Genomic DNA, 16,858 nt, shown 5'->3' on the forward strand with positions numbered 1-16,858 from the left:
GGCGAAAGCCCTCAGTCCACCCGAATTGGCGCCGGGCCGGCGGAGGCGACGCCCACGCGACGCTTTCGAGCTGATGTCGTGGCCGACTCACCGGCCCGGCGGCGCCGCCGGGCACCAGGGCCTTCGGCTGCGGCGCCGCCGGTCGGGGCGCGCGACCGCTAGCTAGCCGGTGAGAACGTAGGCGAGGACCGCCGCGCCGCCCGCCACGACCAGCGCGCCGCCGGCGGCCAGCAGCCCGGCGCCCCCGCAGTGGCCGAGGTGGTTGTCCAGCCGGACGGCGCGGTACCGGCGTCGGGCCAGCGCCGCCACCACGGCGGCCACCGGGGTGCAGGCCAGCACGAGGCCCGCCGCGACCGGATGATGCGCCACCAGCTCACGACCGACGGCGACCAGCACGGTCGCCGTCGCCAGCGCGGTACGCAGCCAGGCGAGCAGGGTGCGTTCGGCCTGCGCGCCCCGGTCGGCGGGCTGCGGCACGGCCATCAGATCAGCACCACGACGGCGATCGTCACGCCGGCCGCGACCACCCCCGCCGCCGACACGACCGCGACGGGGGTGGACGGCAACGGCTGTTGCAGGCGCAGGGCCCGCTCGTTACGGGCCCAGCGGGGGAACGCCTCGACGGCCACCCCGACGGCGAGCACCGCCAGCACGACCGCCGTCCACCGCGAGCCGTCCGCACCGAAGGCCCTGACCGCCGCGGCGGCCACCATGAGGCCCAGCGCGGTCCGCAGCCACGCGAGGAAGGTGCGTTCGTTGGCGAGGCTGAACCTCGGGTCCGGTTCCGTGCCCACCCCGTAGACCCGGCGCGGCCAGCGGCGGTCGGCCGGCCCCGGCCGTTCGTCGCCGCCGGCCGCCGCCGACCGTGGCCCGTCCGTCATCCGGAGACCGGCGTCGCGGGCTGCCACGGGGCGTCGCCGCATTCCCGCTGGACCCGGGCGAGTTCCTCGGTGAGCGCCGCCCGGACCCCCGCGTACGCCGGGTCGTCGTAGACGCTGCGCATCTCCCACGGGTCGGCGCGCAGGTCGAACAGCTCCCACTCCGGCTCCTGCGCGGTGGCGGAGGTGCCGGGCAGTCCGAGCCCGTCGGCGTAGTAGTAGACCAGCTTGTGCTCGTGGGTGCGTACGCCGTAGTGCGCCCACACGTGGTGTTCGTCGTCGTCGTGTTCCCAGTAGCGGTAGTACACCGACTGCCGCCAGTCGCCGACGTCCTCGCCGCGCAGCAGCGGGCGCAGCGAGCGCCCCTGCATCCGCGGGTCGGCCGGCACACCGGCGTAGTCGAGGAACGTCTGGGCGAAGTCGACGTTCATGGCGAGCGCGTCGGCGGTGCGGCCGGCCGGGATCTCCGCCGGGTAGCGGATCAGGAACGGCATGCGCAGCGACTCCTCGTACATGAACCGCTTGTCGTACCAGCCGTGGTCACCGAGGAAGAAGCCCTGGTCGGACGTGTACACGACGATGGTGTCGTCGGTCAGCCCGTGCTCGTCGAGGTAGTCGAGCAGGCGGCCGACGTTGTCGTCGACGCTGGCGACACAGCGCAGGTAGTCCTTGATGTAGCGCTGGTAGGTCCAGAGCGCCGCCTCGTCGGGATCCAGGTCCGGCGGCAGCATCTGCTTGATGTCGTCGGCGGTCAGGTCCCGGTCCACCCGCATCCGGGCGGCGCGGGCGGCGGCGGCGTGCCCGCTGTGGTCGTCGTCGAAGGAGCCCGGCACGGGTACGTCGTCGACGTACATGTCGCGGTGCTTGTCGTCGGGTTCCCAGTTGCGGTGCGGTGCCTTGTGGTGGACCAGCAGGCAGAAGGGGCGCTGCGGGTCCCGCTGGTCGAGCCAGTCGACGGCCAGGTCGGTGATGATGTCGGTGCAGTAGCCCGGGCGGACCCGCTCGGCGCCGTCCATGCCGATGAAGACGGGATCGCGGTAGCGGCCCTGGCCGGGCACGACCTCCCAGTAGTCGAAGCCCCGGGGGTCGTGCGCCCGGCCGTGCCCGAGGTGCCACTTGCCGACCAGGGCCGTCTGGTAGCCCGCGCGGCGCAGCAGTTCCGGGAAGACGAGCTGCCGGTTGTCGAACTCGGTCGACAACGTCTGCACGCCGTTGACGTGGTTGTAGGTGCCGGTCAGGATGGTGGCCCGGCTGGGCGCGCACAGCGAGTTGGTGCAGAAGCAGTTCTCCAGCAGGGCGCCACCGGCCGCGATGCGGTCGATGTGGGGCGTCTCGTTGATCTTGCTGCCGTAGGCGCCCACCGCGTGCGCGGCGTGGTCGTCGGCCATGATGAAGACGATGTTGGGCCGCACGGGTTGGTCCTCTCTCGAACGGCTGGTGCTCAGGACGCGTACGCGGCGGCGTCGTAGTAGGTGCTCGGATCGACCACGTCCGGCAGCTTTCCGAGGTCCTTGAACAGGGTGTTCAGGCCGGTCAGCCAGCCCGCGACCGTACCGTCGGTGGACTTGGCGGCGAGCTCGGCGGACGGCAGGAACCGGGCGTTGGTGGCCTCGGCGCGCAGTTGGTCGACCGGCGCCGACTTGAGGAACTTCGCGGTGACCTCGACCGTCCGGTCGACGTCGGCCGCCCGCTCGTCGTTGGCGGCCCGCAGCACCGCCAGCACCTTCTTCACCAGGTCCGGCTTGCCGGTCACCACGTCGCTGCGCCCGACGTAGGCGGACGGGAAGCTGATGTCCGGGTAGAAGTCCTCGTTCCTGGCCAGCTCCGCCAGGTCCGGCACCCGCTTCTTGATGGTGCCGATCAGCGGGTACCAGATGCCGGCCGCGTCGATCTGACCGGAACCGAACGCGGTCACCACGGTGCTGGCGTCCATCGCGACCTTCTGGACGTCATCGATGGAGAGCCCGGCGCGGCGCAGGGCCAGCCGCACCATCATGTCGCCGGAGGTGCCCTCCGGCACCCCGACCTTCTTGCCCTTGAGCGCCGCGATGGAGGTGATGCCCGGCTGCGCGATGACCCGGTCGGCGAAACCGAGCGAGTTGATGGCGATGACCCGGGCCTTGCCGGAGGCGGGCAGCCACATCGCGCCCGGACCCAGGTAGCCGAAGTCGAGGTCGCCGGCGCCGAGCGCCTGCACCTGCAGGGGCCCGTTGGTGAAGACCTTCAGGTCCGGCTTCAGGCCGTGCTGGGCCCACAGCTTCTTGTCCTCGGCGATCGCCATGAGGCTGGCGCCGGTGAAGTCGGCGATGTAGCCCAGCTTCACCGCTTCGCCGCCGCCGGAGCCGCCGGCTCCGGACTGCTCGTCGTCGCCGCAGGCGGTGAGCGCGGCGGTGGTGCCGAGGCCGACGAGGCCGGCCAGCAGGGTACGACGGGACAGAGGGCTCACAGCGATGCACCTTCCGGAGAGGTCTGGTGGTAGACGGCGCGCCAGACCCGGTTGCGGATCTGGGAGAATTCCGGCGAGAGGCGGACGGCCTCGGTACGCGGGTACGGCAGGTCGACGTCGATGACCTCGTACACCCGGCCGGGCCTGGCCGCCATGACGACGACGCGGTTGGCGAGGTAGACCGCCTCGTCGACGTCGTGGGTGATGAACATGACCGTGCGTTTCTCGGAGCCCCAGGTGGCCAGCAGTTGATCCTGCAACTGCACCCGGGTGAGGGCGTCGAGCGCGCCGAAGGGTTCGTCCATCAGCAGGATGCCCGGGTCGACGGCGTAGGCGCGGGCGATCGCGCAGCGCTGCCGCATTCCGCCGGAGAGCATCCGGGGCAGCGCGTCGGCGAAGTCGGTGAGGCCCACCAGGTCGATGAAGTGCTGTGCCCGGCGGCGCCGCTCGGCCCGGTTGACCTTGGCGATCCGGAGGCCGAACTCGACGTTCTGGCGCACGGTCAGCCAGGGGAAGAGCGCGTACTGCTGGAAGATGACGCCGCGCTCCGGGCTGGGCCCGTGTACTGGCCGCGAGTCGACGAGCACCTCACCGCCGGTGGGTTCGACCAGGCCGGCCGCGATGTTCATCAGGGTCGACTTGCCGCACCCGGACGGCCCGACCACGGTGACGAACTCGCGGTCGGCGATGTCCAGGTCGACGCTCTCCAGCGCGTGGAACGGCTTGCCGCCCACCTCGAAGGTGCGGCTGATCGAGCGGAAGGAGATCTTCTCGGTCATCGGCGTTCCTGCCATCCGGTGAGGCGCTTCTCCGTGGCGAGCAGCAGCCGGTCCATGATCAGGCCGAGCACGCCGATGGTGATCAGGCCGACGAAGATGCTCGGCAGGTCGTAGTAGATCTGTGCCTGCTGCATCCGGTAGCCGAGGCCCTCCTGCGCGGCGATCAGCTCGGCCGCGACCAGGGTCGCCCACGCCGCGCCGAGGCCGACGCGCATGCCGACCAGGATGAACGGGGTGGAGGCGGGGACGACGACCCGGCGGAACACCACGGCGTCGTTGGCGCCGAGCACCCGGGCGGCGTTGATCATCGTGGAGTCGACGCTCACCACGCCCTGGAACGTCGACACGACGCAGGACAGGAACGCGGCCAGGAAGATGACGAAGATCTTCGGGGTCTCCCCGATGCCCATGAGCAGGATGGCCAGCGGGATGACGGCCAGGGGCGGAATCGTGCGGAAGAACTGCACGTAGGGCTCGATCAGGCCGCGTGCCGTGCGGTACCAGCCCATCAGGAAGCCGACCGGCACCGCGAGGGCGCTGCCGAGCGCGAATCCGATGAGCACCCGGCGCAGGCTGGCGAGGCTGTCGTCGAGCAGGGTGCCGTCCGCCGCGAGTTCACCGAAGCGGACGGCCACCGCCTGCGGCCCGGGCAGGCCCGAGACGCCGACCCGGGCGAGCACCGTCCAGATGCCGAGGCCGAACACGACGGCGAGCACGTTCCACACCGGCAGCGGTACGTGGCGGCGCGGCGGCGACGCCGCGCGGGTGGTTTCCGGCCCGCGGGTCCGGGGTGGCTGAACGTCTATCGGCACGGTGGCCCTCCGTAGCCCAGGTCGGATAGGGCGCCTCCCTTTCCCGGCAGGCGGCGCTCAAGGTAAGGGAATCTTTCGGCACCCGGCCATTCATGTCAACCCTTCGGACTAAATTTGCCGAGCCAGCCGAACTGCCCCGTCGTCGCAGTGCGCTCGTAAGACGTCGGACCTCTCGACTCCGACAGCCTACGAGCCGGGGCGGGGCGGACAACGCCCCGCCCCACGGGCGCCGGCCCGGCAATTTTTGTGCGACCCATTGACGGCATTGGAGGGCGCGGCCAGACTGCGGCGTATCGAGCAACCCAGTCGCCCCGGCGAACCGGGCGACGGACGAAGGAGTCCCATGCCGGTTCCGCGCTCCCGCCCCCGATCGAAACGCCGGACCGTCGCGGCGCACGTCGCCGTGCTGATCGCCGCGACGCTCGTCGCCCCCGTCCCCTCCCGCGCCCCGGCCGCCGCCGCAACCGCGCCGGTGAACCTGGCCCGCACCGGCACCGCCACCGCGTCGAGCGTGGAACTCGATCGGGCCGACTTCGTCGCCGCGCGGGTCAACGACGGTGACCGCGGCACCCGATGGTCGTCGAAGTACCAGGACGACAACTGGGTGCAGGTGCGGCTGGCGACCCCCGCCACGGTCGACCACGTCGTGCTCGCCTGGCCCAACGCGTGCGCCCGTGACTTCACCCTGCAGACCTCCGCCAACGGCACCACCTGGACCGACGTCGCCCGCGTCCAGCGCGACACCTGCCCCCGTACCGACGTCATCGCCGTGAACTCGGCGCAGCCGGTGTCCCACGTACGCATGCAGGGGCACCAACGGTGGGCGACCTACGGCTACTCGATCTCCGAGTTCGAGATCTGGAACGCGCCGGCACCCGCGCCCTCGCGGGGCCTACTGCCCAGACCGGTGTCGCTGACGGAGACCGGCGGCACGCCGTACACCCTGAACCGGAACACGCCCGTCGTCACGGTCGGGCCGCAGGCGACCGCGCCCGCGACCTACCTCGCCGGCCTGCTACGGCCGGCCACCGGGTACGCGCTGCCGGTGCTGACCAGCAGCTCCGCGCCCGCGCCCATCGTCGTCGAGGTCGGCGCCGGCAAGGGACCCGCCGGACAGGCCGCCGAGGGGTACCGGCTGGTCGTCACCACCGCGAAGATCCAGATCAGCGCCGACACGGCGAACGGGGCCCTCAACGGGGTGCAGACACTGCGGCAGCTCCTCCCCCAGTGGGTGGAATCCGACACCGTCGTCGACGCCGCGTGGACAGTGCCGGCGGTGACCGTCTCCGACCACCCACGCTTCGCCCACCGCGGGATGATGCTCGACGTCGCCCGCAGCTTCTACCCCGTGCACGAGGTCAAGGCGTACATCGACGCCGCGGCACAGTACAAGATCAATCGCCTGCACCTGCACCTGACCGACGACCAGGGCTGGCGGATCGCCCTCGACAACCCGGCGGACAACCCGGCGGGCATCGACTACGGCCTGCTCACCTCGGTCAGCGGACGCACCGCCATGACCTACGACGACAACGGCCAACTGATGGGCACCGAACTGGGCGTCACCGGCTTCTACACCAAGGCCGACTACGCCGAGATCGTGCGCTACGCCGGCCTGAACGGCATGACGGTCGTGCCGGAGATCGACATGCCGGGGCACACAAACGCGGCGCTGCACGCCATCCCCCAGTTGAACACCGCCGGTGCCGCGCCGAAGCCGACGGCCGGAGCGCGCACCGCCCCGGCCAACGGCACCGGCAACGTCGGCTACTCCACGCTCGACGCCGCCAGCCCGGCGACGTACGAGTTCGTCACGCAGGTCCTGACCCAGATCGCCGCCATGACCCCCGGCCCCTACCTGCACATCGGCGGCGACGAGGCCCATGTCACCAGCCACGCGAACTACACCACGATGGTCGACGCCTTCAACGCCACGGTCGCCTCGCTCGGCAAGACCGTGGTCGGCTGGAACGAGTACGCCGGCACCGCCCTGCCACAGGACAGGGCCGTGGTGCAGTACTGGAACGGCGACCGCACCGCGGTGGCCAACGCGGTGACCGGGCGCGGCGCCAAGGTCGTCCTCTCCCCCGCCTCCCACACGTACGTGCCGCAGAAGCAGGACTCCCGCCAGCCGCTCGGCGGCACCTGGGCCTGCGGCGGGCCCTGCGGGCTGGACCGGCACTACAACTGGGACCCTGGCACCTTCATCCCCCACATCGCCGAGACCAGCGTGCTCGGCGTCGAATCGGCGCTCTGGGGCGAGTTCATCCGCCGCCTCGGCCAGGCGCAGTACTACAGCCTTCCGCGCCTGATCGCCACCGCCGAGGTGGGCTGGACGCCGCAGGCGCAGCGGGACTACGCCGACTTCACCACGCGCCTGTCGGTGGCCGGGGGCCGGTTGACGCTGCAGGGCGTCAACTTCTTCCCCACCGCCGACGTGGCGTGGCGTCGGCAGGCGATCGGCCGGTCGGCCACCGCCACCGTCGGCGCACCGGCCGGCGCCGCCTGGACGGTCACCGCCCCCGGGGCCGGTTCCGCCGACCTGACCGCCACGGTCACCTGGAGTGACGGGCGGGTGGAGACGCTGACGCCGACCGCCACCCACGAGCCGAGCATCCCGGCGATGCGGGTCAACAGCGCGTTCACCGTGCTGTCCCGGCGCACGTTCGGCACGCCGGGCACGTACACCGGGACGCTCTCGGTGCGCTCGGCCGGGCTGCCCCCGGTCGAGGCACCGCTGACCGTCACCGTCCGCGCCGCCTGACCGCGGGCCGGCGCCGTACGTCGTGCCGCGACGCGGCAGGAAGGCGGGGATCGGTCATGATGGTGCGGTGATCGAACGCCCGGATGCCATGCAACGCGTGCGGCTCGCGCACACCGAGGCCCTGCTGGCCCAGCTCCGCAGCGCCGGCCCGCTCAGCCGGGCCGAGCTGATCCGGCTCACCGGGCTGTCGCGCACCACGCTGTTCGACATCATCGGCGATCTCATCGCCCGCGGTGTGGTGGTCGAGCGCGAGCCGGCGCTCTCCGGCCACCGTGGCCGGGGGCGGCCCTCCACCACCGTCAGCCTCAACCCGTCCGCCGGCCGGATCATCGGCATCGACCTCGGCCGAGCGACGATCACCGTCATCGTCGCCACCCTGAGCCACGACATCCTGGCCCGCGGCAGCCGCGCGGTCACGCTGAGCGCGGGTCCAATCCGGCGCGCCAACGCCGCGATCAAGCTGATCGACGACCTCGTGCACGAGCACGACATCGACCTGCGCGCGCTGGAGGCGATCGGCCTCGGCCTGCCCGGCCTGGTGGCCGGCCGGGGCGGTCCGGCCGGCGGCAGCCCCTCGGTGGCCGCGAAGCAGGTCAGCACCCGGATCCAGGACCGGTACGGCGTCGCCGTCGTCACCGACAACAACTCACGCCTGGCCGCGCTGGCCGAAGGCACCTGGGGCTCGACCCGCGACGTGCGGGACGCCATCTACGTCCGCTGGAGCGACGGCGTGGGTGGCGGGCTCATCGTCGACGGCCGGCTCGCGCGCGGCGCGCACGGCGCCGCCGGCGAGATCGGGCACGTCAGCGTCGAACCCGACGGCGACCCCTGCCCGTGCGGCGGTCGGGGCTGCCTCGAGCTGCTGATCCGCCCCTCGGCCCTCATCGAGCAGTGCGCCCGCCGTGGCGTCACCGTCGTGGACCCGTCCGACCTGGTGGCCCGGGCACGCGCCGGGGAGCCGACCGTCGAGGCCGTGGTGCGGCACGCCGCCACGCTGCTCGGCCGGGTCCTGTCCGGGATGGTGGTGCAGTTGGACCCGGGCAAGGTGGCCATCGGCGGCGTCCTCGCCCATGCCGGCGAAACGGTCCTCGATCCGGTGCGGGCGGCGATCGGCCAGTTGGCGATCCCCCGCCACCCGCGTCTCCTGGACGTCGTGACGGCCCAGTTCGGCGACGAGGGCGGCGCCCTGGGTGCCGTCGCGGCCGCCCTGCGGCTCAACGTGGCCGAGCCCTTGGCGGCCCTGCCCACCACGTAGGACCTCCCTCCCCGGCTACCGACACCGGGGGCGGGGAGCGTGAGCAGGCGCCCGACCGCCCTGCGCTCAGATCAACAGGGCCGGTCTCATCTCCGCGCCCAGGTTGATCGCGCCGACCACCCGGCCGCTGCCGGGGTCGTGCACGTCGAGGGTGTTGTTGCGCCGCATCAGGTCCCGGGCCGACGGCGGCAGCGGAGGCGGGTCCTCCATGGCCACGCGGACCTCCCGGGCGGTCGAGATCAGCCGGCCGGCCAGGAGCGCGGCGTCGGTGTCCACCCGGACACCACCGAACTGCCAGCCGACGGCGGTGAGGTCGAGCAGCTCGAACACATGGGCCAGCAACGGGCGCGGGTCGGTGACCCGCACGAACCGGGACGCCCGGAGGCCGACCACCGAGACCGCGGCGGCCACCTGCGCGTACGGGTGGAAACCGCAGGGCAACGCGAACAGCGGCCAGCGCAGCGCCGACCCGGCCGACTCCCACGAAGGCCGATAGTGCCGGCGGTCGACGACGACCCGGACGCCGGTGCGCTGGTAGAGGTCGAACGCCTGGGCGAGGAGTTCCGCGTGTGCCTCGTCGGCGAACTGGTGAACGATTCTCGCCGCCACGACCAGGCCGTCGTCGCTGTCCAACAGCCGCGTGGCGGCCTCCACCTGGTCGGGGATGCCGGCCCGCGCGCCCGTGCCGAAGCTGTGCCGGACGTCGTGGAGCAGCGCGTCCTGCCGGCCCGGATCCTGCTGCTGGGTCTGCTTCCTACCCAGCACCCGCTGGAGCCACCGCATGTCGCCTCGTCTCAGCCGCCACAGATCTCCGCCATGCTAGCCGAGCCCGCGACGGACCAGGTCCGTGGTGCGGTGCGTGCGCGGCGTCCCTACCGGACCGGGTCAGAGCTGGTGACGGTCGTCGACCGGCAACCGCTGCGGCTCCGGTGGCCGCGCGGGCTCGCCCGGCTGCCCGAGCTGCGCGACATGGGTCGGGTCGAGCACCCTGGAGAGGAACGAGCGGGTGCGCTCGTGCTGCGGGTCGCCGAGCACCTCCTGCGGCGGGCCCTGCTCGACCACCACGCCGCCGTCCATGAACACGACCCGGTCGGCCACGTCCCGCGCGAACGCCATCTCGTGGGTGACCACCATCATCGTCATGCCGTCCTCGGCCAGTTTGCGCATGACCGTGAGGACGTCGCCGACCAGCTCCGGGTCGAGGGCGGAGGTGGGCTCGTCGAAGAGCATCAGCTTGGGCTCCATCGACAGCGACCGGGCGATCGCCGCCCGCTGCTGCTGCCCCCCGGAGAGCTGCGCGGGAAACGCCGCGGCCTTGTCGGTCAGGCCGACCCGCTCCAGGTTGTCGCGCGCGATCCGCTCCGCCTCGCCCCGGCCACGGCGCAGCACCCGACGCTGGGCGATGGTGAGGTTGTCCAGCACGGTCAGGTGCGGGAAGAGGTTGAACGACTGGAAGACCATGCCGATACCGCGCCGTACGGAGTCGATCTCCACGTCCGGGTCGGTCATCTCGATGCCGTCCACCCAGATCCTGCCGGCGGTCGGCTCCTCCAGCAGGTTGACGCAGCGCAGCAGCGTGGACTTGCCGGACCCGGACGGGCCGATCACGCAGACCACCTCGCCGTGGCCGACCTCGAAGTCGATGCCCCTGAGCACTTCGAGCGGACCGAACGACTTGTGCAGGTCGCGGATCTCGACGGCGGGTCGGGGTGGCGTGCTCATCTGGGTCACCGGGCCTTGGCGTAGCGGAGTTCGAGGCGTCGTACCACCTGGGACAGGGGCAGCGTGATGACCAGGTAGGCGAGGCCGGCCACCAGCAGCGGGGTGGCGTTGACCCGGTCGTTGAGCATGTCCCGGCCGAACTTCGTGATCTCGATGGTCTGTGCCGTCACGCCGAGCACGTAGGCGAGCGACGAGTCCTTGGTGAGCAGGATGAGTTCGTTCGTCAGCGGCGGGATGACGATCCGGAACGCCTGCGGGATGACGATGGTGCGCATCGCCGTGAAATGCGACATGCCCAGCGTGCGGGCCGCCTCGAGCTGTCCCTTCGGCACGGCCTGGATCCCGGCGCGGATGGTCTCGGCCATGTAGGCGGCGGCGGTCAGCCCCAGACCGATCGCGATCGAACCGAACACGCCGCCCGGGATCTCCCGCTCCGGGAAGGCGATGGGGATGCCGTAGCCGACGAGGAAGAGCACCAGCAGCGCGGGCAGGCCCCGGAACAACTCGATGTACGCCGTCGCCACCCAGCGGTACGGCGCCACCCGGGACAGCCGCATCAGCGCCAGGATGGTGCCGAAGACGAGGCCGAAGGCGAAGGCGCCCAGCGTGTAGAGCACCGTGTTACGCAGCGCGACCGTGATGATCGTCGGGAACATCGACTCGATGATGTCGACGCGGAGGAACGCCGCCCTCAGCCTGCCCCAGTCCGCGGCGTAGATCGCCACCGCGATGACGGCGATGAAGGCCAGGTACTGGAGCCAGAGGGACAGCCGCTCTCGCTGGCGGCGTCGCAGCTTCACGGGGTTCGGTGCTCCTTGCTACACGAGGTTGCCAACCCGGAGGGCGCACGGCGCGCGCCCTCCGGTCATACGCCGTGAATCACGCGGCCGGCCGCTTACCGATCCACTTCTCGTAGATCGTGTCGTACGTGCCGTCCTGCTTGGCCTTGGTCAGCGCCTCGTTGGCCTTCTTCAGCAGCTCCGGGTTGCCGTCCTTCTTCACCGAGAACCCGTACTGCTCGCCGGTGTCGAACTCGGCCGCGACCACGAAGCCGCCCGGGTTCTCCTTGAGGTATTCGGTCCAGACCGGCAGGTCGTTGATGGCGGCCTCCACCTGGCCGTTGGAGACGGCCTGCTGAAGGGCGGCCAGGTCCTCGAACTCGACGAGCTGGAGGCCCTTCTCCTTCTCGAACTTGCGGGCGTAGTCACGGCCCGTGGTAGCCGCCTGGACGCCGAGCTTCTTGCCCTTGAGGTCGTCGAGCGACTTGTAGGGCTTGCCGGTCTTGACCAGCATCGCCTGCGTGGCGTCGAAGTAGGGATCGGAGAAGTCCATCACCTTCTGCCGTTCCTCGGTGATCGTCATGCCCGCGGCGGCCGCGTCGCACTTACCCGTGTTGAGGTCCTGGCCCGACTTGATCCCCTCGAACGGCGTGTCGACGATCGTCTGCTCGACGCCCAGTTCCTTGGCGACCAGGTCCATCAGGTCGACGTCGAACCCGACCACCTTGCCGCTGGCGTCCTTCGACTGGAACGGCGGGTACGGCAGGTGGGTGCAGACGGTCAGCTTGCCCGCCTGGACCAGCTTGACCCCGCTCGTCTGGACCTCGCCCTCATCCTTCTTGGCGCATCCGGCGCTCAGCGACAGGGCGGTGATCGCCACGATGAGGCCGGCCCTGCGGGCTGCGCTGTGGAACCTCACGGCTGTGTCCCTCCGGTTCGGCGCCCCCCGTCGTGGTGGGCAGCCAGGATTGGTGCGAAGACGGTGTGACACGGGACGCTACCTGATCGGAAGGTCAGTAACTAGATCACGTCAAGCCGTCGTGACCTGTTTGGTAGCCGCCGCCGTCGGCCACCCGGTGCTCCCCCGACGCCCGGCAGCGGCGAGGTTCGATCCGACGCCCGCGCGGCGGTTCACCGGGGCACGAGCACCACGTGCAGGTGCCGTGGGCCGTGCACGCCCTCGACCCGGTCGAGTTCGATGTCGCTGGTGGCGGACGGGCCACTGATCCAGGTGAGCGGGCGGCCCGGGGCGAGTCGCGCGAGGGCGTCCGGAACCCCGGCGACGACCTGGTCGGTACGCAGCACGCACACGTGCACGTCGGGCAGGAGCGTGATGACCCGCCGCCCCTGGTCCGCGCCCGCGTCGAGGATGACGGTCCCGGTCTCGACGACGGCCACCGCCGCCGCGGTGACCACCCCGTCGACCGCGGCGAGCTGCTGCCTCGGCAGGTCGTCGTCGGTGAGCGCCGCCACGGTCCCGGGCAGCCAGTGCCGGGGCAGCCCCGGCGGGACCACGACCCGCCGGCCGCCGAGGATCGTGTCGACGACCCGCGCCACCTCGGCGTCGGCGCACCGGTGCACCGTGGCCCGGTAGTCGGTGAGCCGGCGCACCAGCACGTCGAGGTCGACGCCGCCGCCGGCCGGACGGTAGTCGCGCGCCACCTCGGCGGGGGCGGCCGGGGCGGGGCCGAGAGCGGCGCGCAGGCGCCCGAGGACCACGTCGCGGGAGGTCACCGTCGCGCCCACCATTCCCGGAAGGTCTGCGGCGGCGGCTGCGGCAGGTCGCGCCCGACCGTCCAGCCGGACAGCGGCGGGGGAAGTCCGCCGCCGCGCCTGCCGGCGAGGCGGGCGGCCCGCGAGGCGCGCTGCGCGGCCTCGTACAACGGCCGGTGGTCCATGGTGTACGCGGCGGCGGCCATGGCGACCGCTTCGGCGCTCGGCAGCCGGTGTTCGCTGCGGTACGCCGCCACCTCCCGGGCGCGCAGGTGCACCAGGATCGACGGGATGTCGATCAGCACCGGGCAGGCGTCGAAGCACGCGCCGCAGAGCGAGGAGGCGAAGGGCAGCGAGGCGTTGTCCGCCACGCCGGTCAGCTGCGGTGACAGCACGGCACCGATCGGGCCGGGATAGACCGAGCCGTACGCGTGCCCGCCGGTGCGCTCGTAGACGGGGCAGACGTTGAGGCAGGCGGAGCAGCGGATGCAGTGCAGCGCCTGCCGACCGACCTCGTCGGCGAGCACGGCGCTGCGACCGTTGTCCAGCAGCACCAGGTGGAAGTCCCGCGGCCCGTCGCCGGGCGTGACCCCGGTCCACATGGAGGTGTAGGGGTTCATCCGCTCGCCGGTGGAGGCCCGGGGCAGCAGTTGCAGGAAGACCTCGAGGTCCGCCCAGGTGGGGATGACCTTCTCGACGCCCATCACCGTGATCAGGGTGTCGGGCAGGGTGAGGCACATCCGGCCGTTGCCCTCGGACTCCACCACCGCCAGGGTGCCGGTCTCGGCCACCGCGAAGTTCGCCCCGGAGACCGCGACGCGGGTGCTGAGGAACGTGCGGCGCAGGTGACGGCGGGCGGCGGCGGCCAGGACGGCCGGCTCGTCGGTCAGCGCCGGGTCGACGCCGGGCATCTCGCGCAGGAATATCTCGCGGATCTCCGCGCGGTTGCGGTGGATGGCGGGCACCAGGATGTGGCTGGGCTTGTCCCGCCCGAGCTGGACGATCAGCTCGGCGAGGTCGGTCTCCACCGGTTCGATGCCCGCCGCCGTCAGCGCCTCGTTGAGGCCGATCTCCTGGGTGGCCATCGACTTGACCTTCATGACCCGGTCGCTGCCGGTGGCCCGGACCAGGTCGGTGACGATCCGGTTGGCCTCGACGGCGTCGGTGGCCCAGTGCACGGTGCCGCCGGCGGCGGTGACCGCCGCCTCCAGTTGCACGAGCAGCTCGGGCAGCCGGGCCATCGTGTCGGCCTTGATGGCCCGGCCGGCCTCACGCAGCTCCTGCCAGTCGGGGACCTCTCCGATGACCGCCGCCGACTTGGCGCGGATGGTGGCGGTGGCGTGGCCGAGGTTGCGGCGCAGTTGGGCGTCGGCCAGGCCCCGCCGGGCCGCGACGGGGAAGGGCTCGTCGCCGCGCAGGTGCCCGACGCCGCGCGGCGCGGTGGCGGGCATGCCGAGGAAGGTACGCGTCACGCCCGCACCCGACCGCTCCGCCGCGGTGCCGGCCCGACCGGTTCCCCGGTCGGCTCGGTGCTGGCCAGGATCTCCGCGAGGTGCACCGTGCGTACCCCGGCCCGCAGGCGGGACAGCCCGCCGCCGATGTGCATCAGGCAGGAGGCGTCGCCGGCGGTGCAGACGTCGGCCCGGGTGCCCAGCACGTGGCGCATCTTGTCGGCCAGCATCGCCGTCGAGGTGTCCGCGTTCTTCAGGGCGAACGTGCCGCCGAAGCCGCAGCACTCCTCGGCCTGCGGCAGCTCCACCAGGTCCAGGCCGCGGACCTGCCGCAGCAGCCGCAGCGGCTTGTCCCCCACCCGGATCATCCGCAGCGAGTGACAGGTCGGGTGGTAGGTCACCCGGTGCGGATAGAAGGCGCCGACGTCGGTCACCCCGAGCACGTCGACGAGCAGCTCCGACAGCTCGTACGTGCGCCGGGCGACCTCGTCGGCCCGGCTGGCCAGCCGCTCGTCGCCGGCGGAACGGGCCACCGCCGCGTGCTGGTGGCGCACGGCGCCGACGCACGAGCCGGAGGGGGCGACCACCACGTCGTACGGTGCGAAGGTCCGCACGTGCCGGCGCACCAGCGGCAGCGCCTCGTCCGGGTAGCCGGTGTTGATGTGCATCTGCCCGCAGCAGGTCTGGTCGCGCGGAAAGACGACCTCGTGGCCGAGCCGTTCCAGCAGCCGCACCGTCGCCTTGGCCGCCTCGGGGAACAGGGTGTCGGCCAGGCAGGTGACGAAAAGGGCTATCCGCATCCTCGGTCCTCCCGTCCGAGCCGCCGGTCGGCGGCCCGCCACGCCGTCTCGGCCCCCCGTGGCTCGTAGCGCACGATCCGCTGGGTCCCGCGCAGCACGGCCCGCAGCGCCGGCAGGTCGCCGCCGACGACACCGAGGGCGCGGGCCTGCACCAGAACGTTACCCAACGCGGTGGCCTCGACCGGCCCGGCGAGCACCGGCAGGCCGCAGGCGTCGGCGGTGAGCTGGCACAGGAGTTCGTTGCGGGCGCCGCCGCCGACGACATGCACGGCGTCGACGTGCCGGCCGGCCAGCAGCTGCGCCTGTCGCACCGCGCGCCGGTGCGCCAACGCGAGGCTGTCGAGGATGCACCGCACCGTGGCCGCGGGGGTGTCCGGCACCGGCTCGCCGGTACGGCGGCAGGCGTCCGCGATGCGCGCGGGCAGGTCGCCGGGGGGCAGGAACACGGGGTCGTCCAGGTCCACGACCGAGCGGAAGGCCGGCTCCCGGGCGGCGTGGCGCAGCAGGGTGGCCAGGTCGTCGGTGCCCCACGTGCGCAACGACTCCTGCAGTGGCCACAGGCCCATCACGTTGCGCAGGTAGCGGATCGTGCCGTCGACGCCGGACTCGTTGGTGAAGTTCGCCCGCCGGCTCGCCTCGCTGAGCACCGGTGCGGCGAGTTCGACACCGACGAGCGACCAGGTGCCGCAGGAGATGTAGGCGAAGTGCTCGCCCTGCGCCGGCACGCCCACCACGGCGGAGGCGGTGTCGTGGGACCCCACCGCCACCACGGCGGGCTCGCCGGGCAGGCCCAGCTCGGGCCGGACCGGGCCGATCCGGGTGCCCGGCTCGCGCAGCGGCGCGAACAACTCGGGGCGGATTCCGGCATCGACCATCAGGTCGGTCGCCCACGCGCGGCGACGCAGGTCGTAGAGCTGGGTGGTGGAGGCGTTGGTGCTCTCCGCGCCGATCTCGCCGGTGAGCCAGTACGCGATGAGGTCCGGGATCAGCAGCAGCCGGTGCGCCAGGTCCAGTTGCGGCGTGCCGGCGGCGGCGGCGAGCTGGTAGAGGGTGTTGAACGGCAGGTGCTGCACCCCGGTCGTGGCGTACAGCCGCTGGCGGCCCAGTCGCTCGGCGACCCGGTCGCCGACGCCGTCGGTACGCCCGTCGCGGTAGTGCACCGGGTTGCCGAGCAGCGCGCCCGTCGCGTCGAGCAGCCCGTAGTCCACCGCCCAGGTGTCGATGCCGATGCTGGCGACCGGGCCGGCGGCGCGCAGGCCGTCGAGGACGCCCCGGTACAGCGCCAGGACGTCCCAGTGCAGGGTGCCCGCCACCCGCACCGGTTCGTTGCCGAACCGGTGCGCCTGCGCCAGCTCCAGTCGCCCCGGCTCGACGCGGGCCAGCATGACCCGGCCGCTGGACGCGCCGAGGTCCACGGCGGCGAGGTGCGCGGCCCCGCTCACCAGGTCCTCCTCATCGT

At 72.3% G+C, this 16,858-nt stretch carries 16 protein-coding genes; 2 read left to right on the forward strand and 14 right to left on the reverse strand.

The annotated features are described in order from the left end of the window. Positions 1-162: 162 nt before the first annotated feature. Genes ACQ452_RS17120 through ACQ452_RS17145 form a run of 6 tightly spaced genes read right to left on the reverse strand, consistent with a single transcriptional unit; the run spans position 163 to position 4,915 of the window. A complete protein-coding gene (locus tag ACQ452_RS17120; protein ID WP_433385625.1) occupies positions 163-483 on the reverse strand; it encodes a DUF202 domain-containing protein in 321 nt (106 codons plus the stop codon). Further along, the gene (locus tag ACQ452_RS17125; RefSeq protein WP_433385628.1) at positions 483-881 is read right to left on the reverse strand and encodes a YidH family protein; all 399 of its coding nucleotides are present in this window, start codon (positions 879-881) and stop codon (positions 483-485) included. The genes ACQ452_RS17120 and ACQ452_RS17125 overlap by 1 nt, the downstream gene beginning before the upstream one ends. Then, entirely contained in the window at positions 878-2,290 is a 1,413-nt protein-coding gene (locus tag ACQ452_RS17130; RefSeq protein WP_433385631.1) for a sulfatase family protein, read from the reverse strand. Before ACQ452_RS17130 ends, ACQ452_RS17125 begins: the two co-directional genes overlap by 4 nt. Before the next feature lie 29 nt (positions 2,291-2,319). Further along, entirely contained in the window at positions 2,320-3,324 is a 1,005-nt protein-coding gene (locus ACQ452_RS17135; RefSeq protein WP_433385634.1) for an aliphatic sulfonate ABC transporter substrate-binding protein, read from the reverse strand. After that, entirely contained in the window at positions 3,321-4,103 is a 783-nt protein-coding gene (locus tag ACQ452_RS17140; protein ID WP_433385637.1) for an ABC transporter ATP-binding protein, read from the reverse strand. Before ACQ452_RS17140 ends, ACQ452_RS17135 begins: the two co-directional genes overlap by 4 nt. Beyond that, positions 4,100-4,915 (reverse strand): ABC transporter permease, encoded by an 816-nt coding sequence (locus tag ACQ452_RS17145; RefSeq protein WP_433385640.1) that lies wholly within the window; start codon positions 4,913-4,915, stop codon positions 4,100-4,102. Before ACQ452_RS17145 ends, ACQ452_RS17140 begins: the two co-directional genes overlap by 4 nt. A gap of 343 nt (positions 4,916-5,258) precedes the next feature. Between ACQ452_RS17145 and ACQ452_RS17150 the strand changes: the two genes are divergently transcribed. Together ACQ452_RS17150 and ACQ452_RS17155 are read left to right on the forward strand one after the other, a co-directional pair. After that, on the forward strand, positions 5,259-7,679 hold the full coding sequence (locus ACQ452_RS17150) for a family 20 glycosylhydrolase (protein WP_433385643.1): 2,421 nt from the start codon (positions 5,259-5,261) through the stop codon (positions 7,677-7,679). Positions 7,680-7,746: 67 nt separating this feature from the next. Beyond that, positions 7,747-8,934, forward strand: a complete 1,188-nt coding sequence (locus ACQ452_RS17155) for an ROK family protein (RefSeq protein WP_433385646.1) — start codon at positions 7,747-7,749, stop codon at positions 8,932-8,934. Positions 8,935-9,000: 66 nt separating this feature from the next. Here ACQ452_RS17155 and ACQ452_RS17160 read toward each other — a convergent pair whose 3' ends face one another. The 8 genes from ACQ452_RS17160 to ACQ452_RS17195 all read right to left on the reverse strand — a co-directional run bounded on the left by ACQ452_RS17160 (position 9,001) and on the right by ACQ452_RS17195 (position 16,841). Next, positions 9,001-9,717, reverse strand: a complete 717-nt coding sequence (locus ACQ452_RS17160; RefSeq protein WP_433385649.1) for a hypothetical protein — start codon at positions 9,715-9,717, stop codon at positions 9,001-9,003. A 102-nt stretch (positions 9,718-9,819) separates the two neighbouring features. After that, a complete protein-coding gene (locus tag ACQ452_RS17165) occupies positions 9,820-10,656 on the reverse strand; it encodes an amino acid ABC transporter ATP-binding protein (RefSeq protein WP_433385652.1) in 837 nt (278 codons plus the stop codon). A gap of 5 nt (positions 10,657-10,661) precedes the next feature. Further along, complete coding sequence (locus tag ACQ452_RS17170; protein WP_433385655.1) at positions 10,662-11,456, reverse strand: amino acid ABC transporter permease; 795 nt, start codon at positions 11,454-11,456, stop codon at positions 10,662-10,664. Between the two features lie 79 nt (positions 11,457-11,535). Beyond that, complete coding sequence (locus ACQ452_RS17175; RefSeq protein WP_433385658.1) at positions 11,536-12,354, reverse strand: basic amino acid ABC transporter substrate-binding protein; 819 nt, start codon at positions 12,352-12,354, stop codon at positions 11,536-11,538. Between the two features lie 212 nt (positions 12,355-12,566). Beyond that, a complete protein-coding gene (locus tag ACQ452_RS17180; RefSeq protein ID WP_433385661.1) occupies positions 12,567-13,184 on the reverse strand; it encodes a LutC/YkgG family protein in 618 nt (205 codons plus the stop codon). After that, entirely contained in the window at positions 13,166-14,599 is a 1,434-nt protein-coding gene (locus ACQ452_RS17185; RefSeq protein ID WP_433394193.1) for a lactate utilization protein B, read from the reverse strand. The genes ACQ452_RS17180 and ACQ452_RS17185 overlap by 19 nt, the downstream gene beginning before the upstream one ends. 17 nt (positions 14,600-14,616) lie before the next feature. Next, positions 14,617-15,399: a (Fe-S)-binding protein gene (locus ACQ452_RS17190; protein WP_433385664.1), complete on the reverse strand. Its 783-nt coding sequence runs from the start codon at positions 15,397-15,399 to the stop codon at positions 14,617-14,619. After that, positions 15,390-16,841, reverse strand: a complete 1,452-nt coding sequence (locus ACQ452_RS17195; protein WP_433385667.1) for a rhamnulokinase — start codon at positions 16,839-16,841, stop codon at positions 15,390-15,392. The genes ACQ452_RS17190 and ACQ452_RS17195 overlap by 10 nt, the downstream gene beginning before the upstream one ends. Between the last annotated feature and the right edge of the window lie 17 nt (positions 16,842-16,858).

This window comes from Micromonospora sp. KLBMP9576 (assembly GCF_050941805.1).
Classification (GTDB): Bacteria; Actinomycetota; Actinomycetes; order Mycobacteriales; family Micromonosporaceae; genus Micromonospora.

Coding starts and splice junctions, on each gene's coding strand:
- ACQ452_RS17120 (WP_433385625.1), bottom strand. CDS start 483: ATGGCCGTGCCGCAGCCCGCCGACCGGGGCGCGCAGGCCGAACGCACC.
- ACQ452_RS17125 (WP_433385628.1), bottom strand. CDS start 881: ATGACGGACGGGCCACGGTCGGCGGCGGCCGGCGGCGACGAACGGCCG.
- ACQ452_RS17140 (WP_433385637.1), bottom strand. CDS start 4,103: ATGACCGAGAAGATCTCCTTCCGCTCGATCAGCCGCACCTTCGAGGTG.
- ACQ452_RS17150 (WP_433385643.1), top strand. CDS start 5,259: ATGCCGGTTCCGCGCTCCCGCCCCCGATCGAAACGCCGGACCGTCGCG.
- ACQ452_RS17160 (WP_433385649.1), bottom strand. CDS start 9,717: ATGCGGTGGCTCCAGCGGGTGCTGGGTAGGAAGCAGACCCAGCAGCAG.
- ACQ452_RS17165 (WP_433385652.1), bottom strand. CDS start 10,656: ATGAGCACGCCACCCCGACCCGCCGTCGAGATCCGCGACCTGCACAAG.
- ACQ452_RS17180 (WP_433385661.1), bottom strand. CDS start 13,184: ATGGTGGGCGCGACGGTGACCTCCCGCGACGTGGTCCTCGGGCGCCTG.
- ACQ452_RS17185 (WP_433394193.1), bottom strand. CDS start 14,599: ATGCCCGCCACCGCGCCGCGCGGCGTCGGGCACCTGCGCGGCGACGAG.
- ACQ452_RS17190 (WP_433385664.1), bottom strand. CDS start 15,399: ATGCGGATAGCCCTTTTCGTCACCTGCCTGGCCGACACCCTGTTCCCC.